Consider the following 15,259-nt stretch of genomic DNA (forward strand, 5'->3'; position numbering starts at 1 on the left):
ATGACGATTCAAGCAGAACAGGGAACCACGGTCACGCGTTTCGATGCGGTGGTGGTGGGGGCCGGCATGGTCGGGGCCAGCGTGGCAGGGTTGCTGGCCAAGGCCGGTATGCAGGTTGCGCTGGTCGAGGCCCGTGAGAAGCCTCTGCAGTTGGAAGGGGTGGCCCAGGCGCTACCGGCGCCCCGTGTCAGCGCCCTGACGCCGGTGTCACAGCGGCTGTTGAACCATCTGGGCGCCTGGCCTGCCATGGCGGCGACGCGTATCACTCCTTACCGTTACATGCAGGTATGGGACGCCGAGGGCAGTGGCAACATCCACTTTTCGGCGGACGAGGCGGGCACCGCCGTGCTGGGGCATATCGTCGAGAACGACGTGACCCTGGCCGCACTCAATGCACAGCTGGCCAACCTGCCGACGTTGACCCGGCTGAATGGCGTGCGCGTCTCCGCGCTGCAGACCAGTTCCAAAGGGCGCTGGCTGGTATTGGAGGATGGCCGCCAGCTGGAAACCCCGCTGCTAGTGGCGGCCGATGGTGCGCGCTCTGTGCTGCGCGAACTGGCGGGCATCGAGGTGGCAGAGGAGTCCATGGGCCAGGAAGCGGTGGTCACCACCGTGCGCTGTGAGCACGCCCATGGAGCGACGGCCCGTCAGGCCTTCGTAAGCGGCAGCCCGCTGGCTTTCCTGCCGTTGACCGTGGACGGCGATGATCGGCTGTGCTCGATTGTGTGGTCCGTGCCACCCGAGCAGGCGGCCCGGCTTGAGTCGCTGGCACCGCAAGCGCTGGGAGAGGACTTGGGTCGCGCCTTCGATCACCGTCTGGGGGCTGTCACGGTGCTCGATCGAGCCTATCGCTTTGCGCTGGTACAACGCCACGCCCGCAGCTATGTGCAGGAGCACTTTGCCCTGGTGGGGGATGCGGCGCACAGCATTCACCCCTTGGCGGGGCAAGGGGTGAACCTTGGGCTGATGGATGCGGCGGTGTTGGCGGAAGAAGTGGTCGCTGCCTGGCGGCGTGGCTCGCCCTGGGGCAGCCTGACCATCCTGTCGCGCTACGAACGCCGCCGTCGTCTCGACAATACGGCCATGCTGGCCCTGATGAAGGGCTTCAAGGGGCTGTTTGGCAGTCAGCTGCCGGGCCTGACCCTGCTGCGTAATGTCGGCATGAGTGGCATGAACCAGTGGGTGCCACTCAAGCGGCTCATCATGCGCCAGGCCACCGGTGAAAGAGGTCGTCTGCCGAGCACGTGCCGTTAGCGGCGCCGGTCGACGACATTGAGCGCTTTCAACAGGTTGAGCGCTTCGCTGAGCTGATAGTCGTCGCGCAACCGCTGCGACATGGCAGCGCGCTCGCGAGGCTGGTTCTGACTGCCCAGATGCCCTTCCAGGTCGGCTTCGCGCAGTTCACGGCGGCTTTCGGCCACTTCCAGGCGGCCACGCACCACTTCCACGTCCGGCTCGATGCCCTGCGCCTGGATGGAGCGGCCATTGGGCGTGTAGTACAACGCCGTGGTCAGCTTCAGACCTTCGCCGTTGCCTAGCGGCATGATCTGCTGCACCGACCCTTTGCCAAAGCTTTCGGTGCCCATGATGACCCCGCGACGCTGGTCCTGAAGCGCGCCTGCCACGATCTCTGCGGCGGAGGCGCTGCCGCTGTTGATCAGCACCACGAGCGGTACATCACGCGCAGGCGTATCGGGCGATGCCGAGAAGGACATCTCGGTATCCGACAGGCGGCCTTCGGTATACACGATTAGCCCGCTATCCAGGAAGAGGTCGGCCACGCCCACCGCCGCTTGCAGTACCCCGCCAGGGTTGTTACGTAAATCCAGAATCAGGCCTTCGAGCGGCTGTTCGCGTGCCATGCGCTCGAGGGCGCGGCGTGCCTGTTCCGGCGTGCGTGATTGGAACTGGCTGATACGTAAATAGCCGTAGCCAGGCTCCAGGGTTTCATGGCGCACACTTTCGCTACGGATGATTTCCCGGGTCAGCGTAAGCCCGGCTTATTCATGAGGCCGACCTGAAAACGAAGATGGCGAGTGGTTTTCTCTTGTAGAATCAGGATATTCCTGCCAGAACACGATTCAAGAGGACCACTCGCCATGGGTGAAAGCCTATCCACCTGGACGCCCTCATGCAACGGCTCTGTCCGTGTTGAGCTGAGCGGCCAGCGCACCACCAGCGACAGCGGCGCTCTGCTGTTGCGTGAGGCCCTCGACAACAGCGGCGTGATTGAGGCGCTGGAAGACAATCTGGTCGATCGACGCCACCCGCTGCGCATCCTTCATTCGCTGGCCAGCCAGTTGCGTACCCTGGTGCTGCAGCGTGCGATGGGCTGGATCGATCTCAGCGATACCGACACGCTGCGCCGTGACCCGCTTTGGCAGTTGGCCTGCAGCGATGCACGCGGGACGACGCCATTGGCGCAGGACAGGCCGTCTCAAGCCACGCTGTCGCGGCTGCTGACCTGCCTCGGCCGAGACGACAACATCGATGCCGTGCACGAAGGCCTGCTGCGACTGGTGGTCTGGCGCCTGACCTCGCTGAAGAACGGCGAGCGCCCCAAACAGCTGACGCTGGACATCGATGGCCTGCCGATCGAGGTGCATGGCCATCAGGGCGGGTCGGCCTATCATGGCCTTTACGGGGCCCGCATCTACTCGCCGCTGGTCGCATCGTTGGCGGAGACCGGCGACATGGTGGGCGGCCTGCTGCGCGAGGGCAACGCCGGCCCGGCAGAGAACGCCGACACCTGGATCCCGCATCTGGTACGACGACTCAACGAGAGCACCGGGGCACAGGTTCGTGTGCGCATCGACGCCGGTTTTACCGATAACGCGACGCTGGAGGCCCTGGAGGATCGGGAGATCGAATACCTGGGCCGGTTGCGCAGTCACACCGGTCTACAGAAGCTGGCAGCACCGCTCCTGAAGCGGCCACCCGGCCGGCCACCCGAGCAGCCTCGCGAGTGGTGCCACGATCTGGAGTACCAAGCCGGCTCCTGGTCGGCACCGCGGCGCGTAGTGCTGGTGGTGCAGGAACGCCCCGATGACCTGCTGCTGCATGCCTTCTTCCTGGTCACCAACCTCAGCAAGTTCGACTGGCCGCCAGAGAAGGTCCTGGCACTCTATCGCAAGCGCGGCAGCGCCGAGGCGCACATGGGCGAAGTGAAGTCGGCGCTCGACGTGCACCTCTCGTCGACCGATCGCGGCGCCTCCACCGTTCAGAACGTGATGGCGCGCAACGAGGTGAGCCTGCTGCTCAGCCTCTACGCCTACCAGGTCCTGCATGGCCTGCGCTGCCTCCTGGAGCGGCAAACCCGACAAGGCTGGAGTCTGAGTCGGATGCGCGAGCAGGTGCTCAAGGTCGCCGCCACGCTGAGGCTGCACGCTCGGCGAATCACCGTTCATCTGGGTGCCGCCGCCGACAAGTGGTGGCCGACGCTGCTGAAGGGGCTACCGAAGCTGACCGCACTGAGCTGACGCTCCTGCGAGACCACCACAGCATCAGAAAGCGAGCGACCGGAGCGGCGGTCGGCGATCACGGCTGCTTGGACGGCCACCATTGATTCCAAAGAGCTATAAGTAAGTAGGAAAAGGGCTGCGTTCAGGCATTACTCAACAGCCACTCGCGCTGAAAAGGCGAATCCTGATGAGCAATGCCAACAGCCAGTACCTTCAGACCGCTCAATCAGCGCCCTCGTGAATAAGGCGGGGTAAGGTCTCGTGGGCTATCTTCGCCCGCGCGCAGAATGGACAGCCGCAGCTGGCTGCCCGGCTCGCCCCGCATCAGGTTGACGGCTTCCTGCAAGGAGAGGTTATCGGTGGGTGTGCCATCGATGGCGATGATGATGTCCCGCGACAGCAGGCCCGCGCGGGAGGCCGGTGTATCGTCGATGGGAGTGATCACCATGAGTTGACCATTCTCGGTGCCGACTTCGATGCCGATGCCGCCGAACTCGCCCTGGGTGGACTCGCGAAGGCTCTGGTACTCGTTGGCATCCAGGTAGGCCGAGTGAGGGTCCAGCTCGCTGAGCATGCCGCGCATGGCATTGCGCAGCAGCGTACGATCATCCACTTCCTCGACATAGGCCCGTTTGATGCGTTCGAACACCTCGGCGAAGGTCTGGATCTCTTCCAGCGGAAGGTCGTCGGCGACGCTATTGGCCGTTTGAGCCGCCAAGGGTAAGGGAGCTGCCAGCAGCGCGAGCGGAAGCAGGGTCGCCAAGAAACGCTTGGCAGGGGCCGATACCTCGGTTACAGATAGCGTCATGCGTACTCCGCTAGGCGAAAGGCAGCGCCGCTGGGCGCCGCATGGGTTAGACGGTCGGCGCGACACCTTCAAGGGTGCCGCTGCTATCAGCTTATCCCGTCAACGTCGTGCAATCCAACGTTGCGGGTTAATGGGGGCGCCACCTCGCCGCACTTCGAAATAGAGCGCGGACGAAGGCTGCCCTCCGCTGTTGCCCACTCGGCCGATGCGGTCGCCCCGGTTTACTTGCTGGCCCGGGCGTGCATCGAACTGCTGAAGGTGGGCATACAGGGTCATGATCTGATCACCATGATCGATGATCATCAGGTTGCCAAACCCCCGCATCCAGTCCGCAAAGACCACGCGCCCAGAGTGGACGGCCGTGACCGCCGTGCCGGCGCCCGCTTGAATCACGATACCGTTGTAATGCACGCCCTGACGGCGCTGGAAGCTGGCCGTGATGGCGCCCTGTACTGGCCAGGGCAGGTCGCCCTGGGTGCGGGTGATGTTGGTGGAGGGCGTCGGCTCGGCCAGTCGGGCAAGCTCGGCCTGGATGGCGCGTAGCTGCTGTTCGGCCTGCTCGCGGCTCTGGCTGAGGTCGGCCAGACGGTCGGCTTCGCTCTCGTAACGATCATCCAGCGTGGTCACGACGCTGCGCCGTTCCTCGGTACGGCGGGCCAGCAGCGCGCTTTGCGCTTCCAGTTCGTCCGCCAGGGCATCCAGCCGGGTCTGGCGCTCGGCCAGCGCCTGCTCGGTATCCACCAGCGCGGTATCCAGACGGGCAATGTCGCCCAGGCGACGTTGCCGCGCCTGCGTCAAGCGGTTCAGGTAGGCCTGCATACGGTCCAGCTCGGCGGGATTGCTCTGGTTCAACAGCAGCTTTAGCTGAGGGGTGGGCCCCAGCCGGTAGAGGGCCGCCAGTTGCTGGCCCAGCGCTGCGTATTGCGCCGCTCTTTCCTGCTCGAGCCGCTCACGGTGCTGGCGCAGTTGCTCGCTCTCTTCGTTCAGTTGGCGGCGTTCCCCCTGCAGCTGGTCCAGACGCTGGTGCGTTTGGGCCAGCTCCGTCTCGACGGCACGCAGGGCCTGTTGGGCGCTGTCACGGGCCTGGTCCGTCACGCCCAACTGCTGGGTCATGGCATCGATTTGCTGGCCCAGTGCATCCAGCTGCTGCTGGGCGGCACGCTCATCCTGCGCGACGGCAGCGGGCGTGCCCAGCATCAGCAGCGCCAGCAAGGGCAGCCGTTGCCACGATGGCATTAGGCGAAGCGCAGCAGTGACTGGCCCGTCATCGCGTCTGGCTGTGGCTGATGCATCATCGCCAGCAGCGTGGGTGCCAAATCGCACAGACGGCCGTCCGACAGCTGAGCCTCGCACTCACCGACGTAGATCAGCGGTACCACAAAGGTGGTGTGAGCGGTTTGCGGCTCGCCGGTCACCGGGTGCACCATCTGTTCGGCATTGCCGTGGTCGGCGGTGATCAGGCAGGCGCCACCGGCCCGCTCGATGGCCTCCACGACCCGCCCAACGCAGGTGTCGACGGTTTCAATGGCCTTGACGGCGGCGGCAAAATCCCCCGTGTGACCGACCATGTCGCCGTTGGCGTAGTTGCACACCATCAGGTCGAAGCGGCCGCTGTCGATGGCGTCCACCAGCTTGTCGGTGATGTCGAACGCGCTCATTTCCGGCTTTTCGTCGTAGGTTTTCACATCACGAGGCGACGGCACCAGGATACGCTCTTCGCCGTCATACTCGGCTTCGTTACCCCCCGAGAAAAAGAACGTCACATGAGGGTACTTCTCGGTTTCGGCGATACGCAGCTGGGTCAGGCCGCGCTTGGACACCACTTCGCCCAGCGTATCGGTGAGGTCGGTGGGGGGGAACGCCGCCGGAGCGGCAATGTCGGCGGCGTACTGGGTCATCATCACCAGGCCGTCACCCGCCAGGGCAGGCCGGGTCTGGCGCTGGAAACCGGAAAAATCTGCATCGGTGAAGGCGCGGGTCAGTTCCCGGGCCCGGTCAGAGCGGAAGTTCAGAAAGATCGCCGCGTCGCCATCTTGTAACGTCATGGCGCTACCGTTGACGGGAACGCTGGTGGCCGCCACGAACTCGTCGGTTTCACCACGCGCGTAGGCATCCCGCAGGCCGCTTTCAGCGCTGGTGGCGGTATGCTCGGCATGACCCTCGGTGAGCAGGCGGTAGGCCTGCTCGACCCGCTCCCAGCGGTTGTCTCTGTCCATGGCGAAGAAGCGGCCAATGAGGGAGGCCACGAAGCCGTTGTCGGCACCGACCAGTTCGGCAAGCCGGGCATTGGCGCGCTCGATGGAGGCCAGCGCGCTTTGCGGGGGCATGTCGCGGCCATCCAGGAAGGCGTGCACGTAGATTCGCTGAGCGCCGCGCCGTGCCGCCAGCTCGGCCATGGCGATAAAGTGGTCTTCGTGGCTGTGGACACCGCCTGGAGAGAGCAGGCCCAGCAGATGCACGGCACGGCCATTGGCGACTGCTGCGTCGATGGGCTTGGTGAGCACCTCGTTGGTATCCAGGTCGCCATCTTCAATGGCTTTGGTGATGCGCGTGAAGTCTTGGTAAACGATACGCCCGGCACCCAGGTTCATATGGCCGACTTCGGAGTTGCCCATCTGCCCATCGGGCAGCCCCACATGGCGGCCATCGGTGTGTACGAAGGCGTGGGGGCGTTTGGCCCACAGAGCATCCATGTTCGGGGTATGGGCGGCAGCCACGGCGTTATGTGCGCTATCGGGGTTGTGGCCATAGCCGTCCAGGATGATCAGGGCGACGGGGCGGGGTGCAGATGATGCCATGAGAAACCTCGTTATATGGGTCAGCCAAGCAACGAAAAGAGCTGTTTGAAACGCTGGCAATGGCCATTCAGCCAGTTTTCAGACAGTACCTGAGAAACAGGGTCGCGGCGGGCGCGTGCTTGGGGCATCATAACGCAGGCAGCCGCTGGGCGTCATGGCCTGCGCGGTATGCCCTGTGACGTGTATACTTGTCGCGTTTCTGATGGCGGCCAGGCCGCTTTTTTCTGCATAGACCAAGAGATTGTGTTCGCGATGATCGATCAGCTGTTCGAATTCGTAATGAACCACCCCCTGTTGGTGGGGGCATTTTTGCTGGTGCTCACGGCGTGGATTGTCTACGAAACGCGTAGCGCTGCCTCGAATGCCGTGTCCTCTAGCCAGGCCACCCAGCTCATCAACCGCGAAGATGCGGTGGTAGTGGACATTCGTGAAAGCAAAGACTTCAAGGCGGGGCATATCGCCGGTGCACGCAACATTCCCCAGAGCAGCCTCGATAGCCGCATGAACGAGCTGGAGAAAGTCAAAAGCCAGCCGATCATCGTGGTGTGCAAGCATGGCCAAAGCTCGGGTGCCGCACAAGCCAAGCTGGTCAAGGCGGGCTTCGAGCGGGCCACGAAGTTGCGTGGTGGCATGATGCAGTGGCAGGCCGATGGCCTTCCCGTAGTGAAGAAGTAAACGACGAAAGCGGCCTCTGGGCCGCACGCTTTTTTATTGAATGAATAACGAGGAGTCTCCCATGGCGGAAGATAACAACACCCCGCAGGCCGGTGCCGCTGAAGGCGAAAAGCCGCAGCTGAAATTCTCTTTGCAGCGTATTTACGTGAAAGACATTTCCTTCGAAGCGCCGAACTCTCCTTCCGTGTTCAAGCAGGCGTTCAAGCCCAAGGTCAATCTGGATCTGAACACTACCAGCCAGAAAGTGGCTGACGACCAGTACGAAGTCGTGGTCAAGGTCACCGCCCAGGTGAATGACAGCGAGTCCGGCACCACGTCGTTCCTGGCTGAAGTCGAGCAGGCTGGCCTGTTCCGTATTTCCGGCATCGAAGGTGCGCAGCTGGAGCAGACGTTAGGCGCCTTCTGTCCTAACCTGCTGTTTCCTTACGCCCGTGAGTGTATCGACAACCTGGTCAACCGTGGCGGCTTCCCTGCGCTGATGCTGGCGCCGGTCAACTTCGAAGCCATGTACGCCCAGCGCAAGCAGCGTGAAGCGCAGCAGGCAAGCCAGGCTGCCGAGAACACCCACTAAGCCATGCTCGAAGCGCATTCGGCAGCACACTGGCTCGCCACGCACGGCAAGATGCCGCGCCTTCATGTGCCCACCGAGCTGCGTGTCGGGGCAACCGTCACGCTGCCGGAAGGCCCTGCCAGGCACGTTACCCGCGTGCTGCGCATGGGGGAGGGTGCGGCACTGATCCTGTTCGACGGGGCGGGCCAGGAGGCAGGCGTTCGGCTGGCGGAGGTGGGGCGAAAACAGACCACCGCAACCGTCGAGTCGGTATGGCCAGGCAGCGCGGAGTCTCCGCTAGCGGTGCATCTGGGCCAGGCGATTTCCAAGGGAGATCGCATGGACTATGCCATTCAAAAAGCCGTGGAGCTGGGCGTCGCTGCCATCACCCCACTCTATACCGAGCGGGGGGATGTTCGCCTGAAAGGCGACCGAGAAGAGAAGAAGCTGGCCCATTGGCAGGCGGTGGCTGCCAGCGCCTGCGAGCAAAGTGGGCGTGCAGTGGTGCCTCCCGTATACCCGCCGCAGGGGCTGGAGGAGTGGCTGGCCGAACGGCAAGAGCCGCTGCGCCTGATGCTTCATCTGGCCACGGGCAATGGCTTTGCACAGTCGTCTCGGCCCGCTTCGGCAGCGTTGCTGATTGGCCCCGAAGGAGGGCTCAGCGAGACCGATATCGCTGCGGCCACCGCCAGCGGCTTTACGCCGCTGACATTAGGGCCTCGTGTGCTGCGTACGGAAACCGCACCGGTCGTCGCGCTGACCCTCCTGCAGCATCATTTCGGCGATTTGTAAGCGCTTACTGTCAGCCGCTGCCGCGCTCTCTGCGGTGGCGGCTTTTGTATAGCAGGCTGACAGGCCGAATACGGCCTCGCTTTGGCTAGCGTTAGCAAGGTACGCTACCGATTCTCAACCCTTCGCAAGGACACCTCCATGGCCCGTGAGTCCCATGCCTCTCCCCGTTCTGCCAGCGATGCGACTGCCCAGCTGGGAGAAGTCGCTTACTTGACCGTGACGGCAGTGAACAGTACGGGCGCCTTTCTGCGTTGGGGCCAGCCCAAGGACGTGCTGCTGCCCTATAGCGAACAGCGTTTTCGCCCGGATCCCGGCAAGCGCGTACTGGTCATGCTGTATAGCGATGACCAGGGGCGTCCCGTGGCATCCATGCGATTGGACCGCTTTCTGAGCGACGACGCCTGGGCGCTGTCGCAGGGGGATGAGGTCACGGTAGTGGTGGCCGATCGCACGGACCTGGGCATGAAAGTGGTGGTCGAGCACCGTTATTGGGGATTGATCTATCAGGACGACATGACCCAGCCGCTGCGCCGAGGGCAGACGCTGAAAGGCTATGTAAAACAGCGTCGCGAGGATGGCCGAGTCGATATCTCGCTGCTGCCGCCGGGGGCGGCTCGCCTCGATGTGGTGGGTGACAAGATACTGCAAGCGCTGCGCGAAAGCGGCGGCTACTTGCCGCTGGGCGATAAAAGCGATGCCCACGCCATCAAGGCGCGCCTGGGGGTGAGCAAGAGCGCCTACAAACAAGCGATTGGGCGGCTTTACAAGCAACAGCTGATCACCCTGACCCCTGATGCCATTCGCCTGGTGCCGGGCGCGCTCTCCGAAACCGCAGACAAATAGCCGCGGTTGGAGCCGTGCCTGCAGTACGGCATACTGAATAATGATTGTTTCTGCATGGACGGTATTTCGATGAGCCACTCAACGTTGCATCTCGGTGTCGTGATGGACCCGATCAGTGACATCGCCTACAAGAAAGACACCACCCTGGCGATGCTGTGGGCTGCCCAGGAGCGCGGCTATACCTTGCACTACATGGAGCAGGACGATCTGTTCTTGAACGCAGGGCAGGCCTACGCACGCATGCGTCCATTGACCGTGCATCGTGATCCTGCACATTGGTACGACCTTGGCGAAGCAGCTCAGCGGCCACTGGCAGAACTGGACGTCGTGCTGATGCGCAAGGACCCGCCGGTAGATGCCGAGTTCATTAATGCGGTGCACCTGCTGGGCTTTGCCGAGCGCGAGGGAGTGCTGGTGGTGAACCCCACCGCCGCCTTGCTGCAGTGTAACGAGAAGCTCTTTGCCCAGCAGTTTCCTCAGTGCTGCGCGCCAACGGTCGTGGCCAGCCGTGATGACGTGCTGCGTGCCTTCCACGCCGAGCATGGCGACGTGATCTTCAAGCCACTCGACGGTATGGGGGGCACGGGCATTTTTCATATCGGCCCTGATGGCCGCAACATAGGCGCCGTCATCGAGCAGCTGACGCTGCGCGGTCAGCGTCAGATCATGGCGCAGCGCTACCTGCCGGAAATCAAACACGGCGATACCCGTATTCTGCTGGTCGATGGCGAGCCTGTGCCCTTCGGGCTGGCGCGCATCCCCTCGGCGGGAGAGACCCGCGGCAACCTGGCCGCCGGTGGGCGTGGCGTGAGTCGCGAGCTGACCGAGCGTGATCACTGGCTGATCCAGCAGGTACAGCCGCTGATCCGTGAGAAAGGGCTGATGTTCGTGGGTCTGGATGTCATCGGTGACTACATCACCGAGATCAACGTGACCAGCCCCACCTGCGTGCGGGAAATCGACGATCAGCGCGGCACCGACATCGCCGGCATGCTGCTGGACGCCATCGAGCGTCGCCTTGCTTCCGCCCAATAACGCCCGACTTGCTGATTCAGCGGCAAGCCATAGGAGACGCATGCAAAGCTTAAAACACCATTTTTTAATGGCCATGCCGCATCTGGACGACCCCAACTTTGCGGGCAGCCTGGTGTACTTGTGTGACCATGACCACAATGGTTGCATGGGGGTGATTACCAACCGCCCCCTGGAGATCACGCTGGATGCGCTGTTCGAACAGCTCTCCTTGGGGGGCGATGAGAGCCCGCACCGCAATGCGCCTGTCTATTACGGTGGCCCCACCCATAAAGACCGTGGCTTTATCCTTCACGAAGGGGATAGCCAGGCGTGGGATTCCAGCGTCCAGGTAGAAGATGGCATTGCCCTCACCACCTCCATGGATATTCTTCAGGCGCTGGCGGATGGCAGGGGGCCGGAGCACTTTCTCGTGTGCCTGGGGTGCGCGGGCTGGGAAGTGGGACAACTGGAGGATGAGCTCAAGGACAACGCCTGGTTAACGGTGGAAGGTCAGGCTCGCGTGCTGTTCGACACCCCGCCCGCCGAGCGCCTGGCCGCTGCCGCTGGCCTGCTGGGCGTCGATCTCAACCTGATGACCCGTGACGCCGGTCACGCATGACGAAGGGGCAGTAACGCGATGGCCGACAGTGGGGAGCGCCTGATTCTGGCATTCGATTATGGAACGCGGCGCATCGGTGTGGCGGTAGGCAATGAGCTGCTCAACAGCGCCCGCGAGCTGACGCCTCTCCCTGCACGGGATGGCATTCCTGACTGGAACGTGGTGTCTCGTCTGGTTCAGGAGTGGCAGCCCGACCTGTTCGTGGTCGGGCTACCGTTGAACATGGATGGTAGCGAATCGCCCATGAGTACCCGTGCGCGCAAGTTTGGCAACCGCCTGCATGGGCGTTATGGCAAGCCGTGCGAAATGGTCGATGAGCGTGGCTCTACCCGTGAAGCCAAGCAGATCGCCCACGCATCGGGACATCGCGGCAACTATCGTCAGCAGAGCGTGGACGGCATCGCTGCCGTGCTGATTCTGGAAGGCTGGTTCGCCCACCGAGAAGGCCTTCCCGGTGGGCGAACCGCGCACTGAGCGTTTAGCTGCTCAGCCGTCTGCTCATCAGCGGTCCAGCGTGCCAATTTGCGGCGGTACGAACCAGCGTACTGGCCGCATGTCCTGCTCGATCAGCTCGTCCACTTTCAAGAGCGTGGCAAAAATGGCCATCCGCATGGGGATGCCGTTATCTGTCTGGCGGAAGATCGCCAGGCGCGGATCGCCATTCAAATCGACGTTCAAATCATTGGCGCCTGGACGGCTATCGCGCGGTAGCGGGTGCATCACGATCGTGCTTTGGCTGCAGCGGTGATCCAGAAAATCGCGATTGACCATGAAGTCATCGGAAAGCCCCTGGAAGCTCTCGTTCATTTCATCCGTGAAGCGCTCCTTCTGGATGCGCGTCGTATAGACGACGTCCAGATCCGAGAAGTCGCTGGCCAGGGAGTCGCGCTGCTCGATCCGATGGCCCCGCGATGCCACCAGATCCACCAGATAAGACGGCATTTCCAAGCCGGGTGGGGAGACCAGCGTTATCCGCAGCGGATCATAAAGCGATAGCAGCTTGATCAGCGAATGCACCGTGCGCCCGTATTTCAAATCCCCGGTCAGTAGAATGTGGGCACCACTCAGGCGCTTGCCCAACCGCTGGAACTCCTTGTCGATGGTATAAAGGTCCAGCAGCGCCTGGCTTGGGTGCTCGCCTGGACCATCACCACCGTTGATGACCGGCACATGCGTTGCGGCGGCAAACTCGGCAACCGACCCTTGATCCGGGTGGCGCATGACGATGGCATCACAGTAGCCGCTCATTACCCTGCTGGTGTCGTACAAGGATTCGCCCTTGGCCATGGACGAGAAGGTAAAGCCCGTGGTGTCACAGACACTGCCTCCCAGACGGCAGAAAGCTGCATTGAAACTCACCCGCGTCCGCGTACTGGCTTCGAAGAACAGGTTGCCCAGTACCGCACCTTCCAGCACTCGCGTGACCTGACGGCGACTGGCAATCGGCTCCATGCGTGCGGCCACCCGTAACAGGTGATCAACGCTTTCGCGATTTAATGAATCGACGGTTAACAAGTGCTGGCTCATCGAAGACCTCATATCCGTAGGTGCAATAGATGTGGCGAATGTTGCGGAGTGCCAAGTGTAACCGCCAAACAGTAAGCGCCGAAGTGCTTTCCACGGGTTGTGTGATCGCGTGGGCGACTTTTTTTGACTATTTGGTAAATACCCCTTGCCAACCCGGCAGCGAATCCGTAAAGTACGCATCCGCTGCCGGGGACGCCAAGCGTTGCCAGCGGTGAAGAAGGTCGAAAAACCTTCGGTTTGTCAGGAAGTTAGCGTCATCTGTTGGTTGGATTGATCGCTCGCTTTACTCGCTGAAAACAGCCCTTGACAAACACCACGGAATGCGTAGAATACGCCTTCCTCGCTGAGGCAACACGGTTCAGGTCACCGAGCCAGCCACAGCGAAATCGCTCTTTAACAATTTGATCAGGTAATTCATGTGGGCGCTTGCCGATGAGGGTGAATCATCACCTAATATCAAGGCAAGCGAACACCAAGATACTCTTCGGAGTATCGCAGTGAATTCGTTTGAACCTTGAGCCAAGTTTGATCCGCTTTTGTTGTCTTCGGCTAGTCCTGAGATGGCGAGTAAGGATCGCATTGATCTTAAACTGAAGAGTTTGATCATGGCTCAGATTGAACGCTGGCGGCAGGCCTAACACATGCAAGTCGAGCGGTAACAGGGGGTGCTTGCACCCCGCTGACGAGCGGCGGACGGGTGAGTAATGCATAGGAATCTGCCCGATAGTGGGGGATAACCTGGGGAAACCCAGGCTAATACCGCATACGTCCTACGGGAGAAAGGGGGCTCCGGCTCCCGCTATCGGATGAGCCTATGTCGGATTAGCTGGTTGGTGAGGTAAAGGCTCACCAAGGCGACGATCCGTAGCTGGTCTGAGAGGATGATCAGCCACATCGGGACTGAGACACGGCCCGAACTCCTACGGGAGGCAGCAGTGGGGAATATTGGACAATGGGGGGAACCCTGATCCAGCCATGCCGCGTGTGTGAAGAAGGCCCTCGGGTTGTAAAGCACTTTCAGTGAGGAAGAACGCCTGGTGGTTAATACCCATCAGGAAAGACATCACTCACAGAAGAAGCACCGGCTAACTCCGTGCCAGCAGCCGCGGTAATACGGAGGGTGCGAGCGTTAATCGGAATTACTGGGCGTAAAGCGCGCGTAGGTGGCTTGATAAGCCGGTTGTGAAAGCCCCGGGCTCAACCTGGGAACGGCATCCGGAACTGTCAAGCTAGAGTGCAGGAGAGGAAGGTAGAATTCCCGGTGTAGCGGTGAAATGCGTAGAGATCGGGAGGAATACCAGTGGCGAAGGCGGCCTTCTGGACTGACACTGACACTGAGGTGCGAAAGCGTGGGTAGCAAACAGGATTAGATACCCTGGTAGTCCACGCCGTAAACGATGTCGACCAGCCGTTGGGTGCCTAGCGCACTTTGTGGCGAAGTTAACGCGATAAGTCGACCGCCTGGGGAGTACGGCCGCAAGGTTAAAACTCAAATGAATTGACGGGGGCCCGCACAAGCGGTGGAGCATGTGGTTTAATTCGATGCAACGCGAAGAACCTTACCTACTCTTGACATCCTGCGAACTTGTGAGAGATCACTTGGTGCCTTCGGGAACGCAGAGACAGGTGCTGCATGGCTGTCGTCAGCTCGTGTTGTGAAATGTTGGGTTAAGTCCCGTAACGAGCGCAACCCTTGTCCTTATTTGCCAGCGCGTAAAGGCGGGAACTCTAAGGAGACTGCCGGTGACAAACCGGAGGAAGGTGGGGACGACGTCAAGTCATCATGGCCCTTACGAGTAGGGCTACACACGTGCTACAATGGTCGGTACAAAGGGTTGCCAACTCGCGAGAGTGAGCCAATCCCGAAAAGCCGATCTCAGTCCGGATCGGAGTCTGCAACTCGACTCCGTGAAGTCGGAATCGCTAGTAATCGTGGATCAGAATGCCACGGTGAATACGTTCCCGGGCCTTGTACACACCGCCCGTCACACCATGGGAGTGGACTGCACCAGAAGTGGTTAGCCTAACGCAAGAGGGCGATCACCACGGTGTGGTTCATGACTGGGGTGAAGTCGTAACAAGGTAGCCGTAGGGGAACCTGCGGCTGGATCACCTCCTTAAACGATGTCTTCCCCTCGCGGCAAGCGCTCACAATGAATTACCTGATCAGAA

The 15,259-nt window shown here is 61.7% G+C and carries 12 protein-coding genes, 1 rRNA gene and 2 pseudogenes; 10 read left to right on the forward strand and 5 right to left on the reverse strand.

Annotated elements, in window-relative coordinates:
- Positions 1-1,254: a UbiH/UbiF/VisC/COQ6 family ubiquinone biosynthesis hydroxylase gene (locus HSS18214_RS0112510; RefSeq protein ID WP_016915634.1), complete on the forward strand. Its 1,254-nt coding sequence runs from the start codon at positions 1-3 to the stop codon at positions 1,252-1,254.
- On the opposite strand, the pseudogene HSS18214_RS18240 reads toward HSS18214_RS0112510, so the two are convergent.
- A pseudogene (locus HSS18214_RS18240) lies at positions 1,251-1,991 on the reverse strand (S41 family peptidase); the annotation flags it as partial. The gene HSS18214_RS0112510 and the pseudogene HSS18214_RS18240 sit on opposite strands and share 4 nt — an antisense overlap.
- 69 nt (positions 1,992-2,060) lie before the next feature.
- Between HSS18214_RS18240 and HSS18214_RS0112520 the strand changes: the two are divergent.
- A complete protein-coding gene (locus HSS18214_RS0112520; protein WP_083844143.1) occupies positions 2,061-3,479 on the forward strand; it encodes an IS1380-like element ISPsp9 family transposase in 1,419 nt (472 codons plus the stop codon).
- 232 nt (positions 3,480-3,711) lie between these two features.
- On the opposite strand, the pseudogene HSS18214_RS18245 reads toward HSS18214_RS0112520, so the two are convergent.
- The 3 genes and pseudogenes from HSS18214_RS18245 to gpmI all read right to left on the reverse strand — a co-directional run.
- Positions 3,712-4,269: pseudogene (locus HSS18214_RS18245) on the reverse strand (S41 family peptidase); the annotation flags it as partial.
- A gap of 99 nt (positions 4,270-4,368) precedes the next feature.
- Positions 4,369-5,505, reverse strand: a complete 1,137-nt coding sequence (locus tag HSS18214_RS0112535) for a murein hydrolase activator EnvC family protein (RefSeq protein ID WP_016915637.1) — start codon at positions 5,503-5,505, stop codon at positions 4,369-4,371.
- Positions 5,505-7,067, reverse strand: a complete 1,563-nt coding sequence (gene gpmI / locus HSS18214_RS0112540) for a 2,3-bisphosphoglycerate-independent phosphoglycerate mutase (protein ID WP_016915638.1) — start codon at positions 7,065-7,067, stop codon at positions 5,505-5,507. Before gpmI ends, HSS18214_RS0112535 begins: the two co-directional genes overlap by 1 nt.
- A gap of 252 nt (positions 7,068-7,319) precedes the next feature.
- Here gpmI and HSS18214_RS0112545 point away from each other — a divergent pair, with 252 nt between their 5' ends.
- From HSS18214_RS0112545 to ruvX, 7 genes are all read left to right on the forward strand, one after another.
- Positions 7,320-7,742 carry a rhodanese-like domain-containing protein gene (locus HSS18214_RS0112545; protein WP_016915639.1) on the forward strand — a complete coding sequence of 141 codons (423 nt, stop codon included), beginning with the start codon at positions 7,320-7,322 and terminating at the stop codon, positions 7,740-7,742.
- Between the two features lie 61 nt (positions 7,743-7,803).
- Entirely contained in the window at positions 7,804-8,313 is a 510-nt protein-coding gene (gene secB / locus HSS18214_RS0112550; protein WP_016915640.1) for a protein-export chaperone SecB, read from the forward strand.
- Between the two features lie 3 nt (positions 8,314-8,316).
- Positions 8,317-9,084 carry a 16S rRNA (uracil(1498)-N(3))-methyltransferase gene (locus tag HSS18214_RS0112555; protein WP_016915641.1) on the forward strand — a complete coding sequence of 256 codons (768 nt, stop codon included), beginning with the start codon at positions 8,317-8,319 and terminating at the stop codon, positions 9,082-9,084.
- Between the two features lie 138 nt (positions 9,085-9,222).
- Positions 9,223-9,927 carry a CvfB family protein gene (locus HSS18214_RS0112560; protein ID WP_016915642.1) on the forward strand — a complete coding sequence of 235 codons (705 nt, stop codon included), beginning with the start codon at positions 9,223-9,225 and terminating at the stop codon, positions 9,925-9,927.
- Between the two features lie 69 nt (positions 9,928-9,996).
- A complete protein-coding gene (gshB, locus tag HSS18214_RS0112565) occupies positions 9,997-10,962 on the forward strand; it encodes a glutathione synthase (protein ID WP_026001921.1) in 966 nt (321 codons plus the stop codon).
- Between the two features lie 40 nt (positions 10,963-11,002).
- Positions 11,003-11,560, forward strand: coding sequence for a YqgE/AlgH family protein (locus HSS18214_RS0112570; RefSeq protein WP_026001922.1), 558 nt, complete (start codon positions 11,003-11,005; stop codon positions 11,558-11,560).
- Positions 11,561-11,578: 18 nt separating this feature from the next.
- Entirely contained in the window at positions 11,579-12,034 is a 456-nt protein-coding gene (gene ruvX, locus HSS18214_RS0112575) for a Holliday junction resolvase RuvX (RefSeq protein ID WP_016915645.1), read from the forward strand.
- Between the two features lie 27 nt (positions 12,035-12,061).
- On the opposite strand, the gene HSS18214_RS0112580 is transcribed toward ruvX, so the two are convergent.
- Positions 12,062-13,087: an aspartate carbamoyltransferase gene (locus HSS18214_RS0112580; protein ID WP_016915646.1), complete on the reverse strand. Its 1,026-nt coding sequence runs from the start codon at positions 13,085-13,087 to the stop codon at positions 12,062-12,064.
- 587 nt (positions 13,088-13,674) lie between these two features.
- Here HSS18214_RS0112580 and HSS18214_RS0112585 point away from each other — a divergent pair.
- Positions 13,675-15,207: ribosomal RNA gene (locus tag HSS18214_RS0112585) — 16S ribosomal RNA — on the forward strand.
- Positions 15,208-15,259 lie beyond the last annotated feature (52 nt).

It is taken from the genome of Vreelandella stevensii S18214, from assembly GCF_000275725.1.
GTDB classification, from domain to species: Bacteria; Pseudomonadota; Gammaproteobacteria; order Pseudomonadales; family Halomonadaceae; genus Vreelandella; species Vreelandella stevensii.

Coding starts and splice junctions, on each gene's coding strand:
- HSS18214_RS0112510 (WP_016915634.1), top strand. CDS start 1: ATGACGATTCAAGCAGAACAGGGAACCACGGTCACGCGTTTCGATGCG.
- HSS18214_RS0112555 (WP_016915641.1), top strand. CDS start 8,317: ATGCTCGAAGCGCATTCGGCAGCACACTGGCTCGCCACGCACGGCAAG.
- HSS18214_RS0112535 (WP_016915637.1), bottom strand. CDS start 5,505: ATGCCATCGTGGCAACGGCTGCCCTTGCTGGCGCTGCTGATGCTGGGC.
- HSS18214_RS0112570 (WP_026001922.1), top strand. CDS start 11,003: ATGCAAAGCTTAAAACACCATTTTTTAATGGCCATGCCGCATCTGGAC.
- HSS18214_RS0112560 (WP_016915642.1), top strand. CDS start 9,223: ATGGCCCGTGAGTCCCATGCCTCTCCCCGTTCTGCCAGCGATGCGACT.
- HSS18214_RS0112580 (WP_016915646.1), bottom strand. CDS start 13,087: ATGAGCCAGCACTTGTTAACCGTCGATTCATTAAATCGCGAAAGCGTT.
- secB (WP_016915640.1), top strand. CDS start 7,804: ATGGCGGAAGATAACAACACCCCGCAGGCCGGTGCCGCTGAAGGCGAA.
- ruvX (WP_016915645.1), top strand. CDS start 11,579: ATGGCCGACAGTGGGGAGCGCCTGATTCTGGCATTCGATTATGGAACG.
- gshB (WP_026001921.1), top strand. CDS start 9,997: ATGAGCCACTCAACGTTGCATCTCGGTGTCGTGATGGACCCGATCAGT.
- HSS18214_RS0112545 (WP_016915639.1), top strand. CDS start 7,320: ATGATCGATCAGCTGTTCGAATTCGTAATGAACCACCCCCTGTTGGTG.
- gpmI (WP_016915638.1), bottom strand. CDS start 7,067: ATGGCATCATCTGCACCCCGCCCCGTCGCCCTGATCATCCTGGACGGC.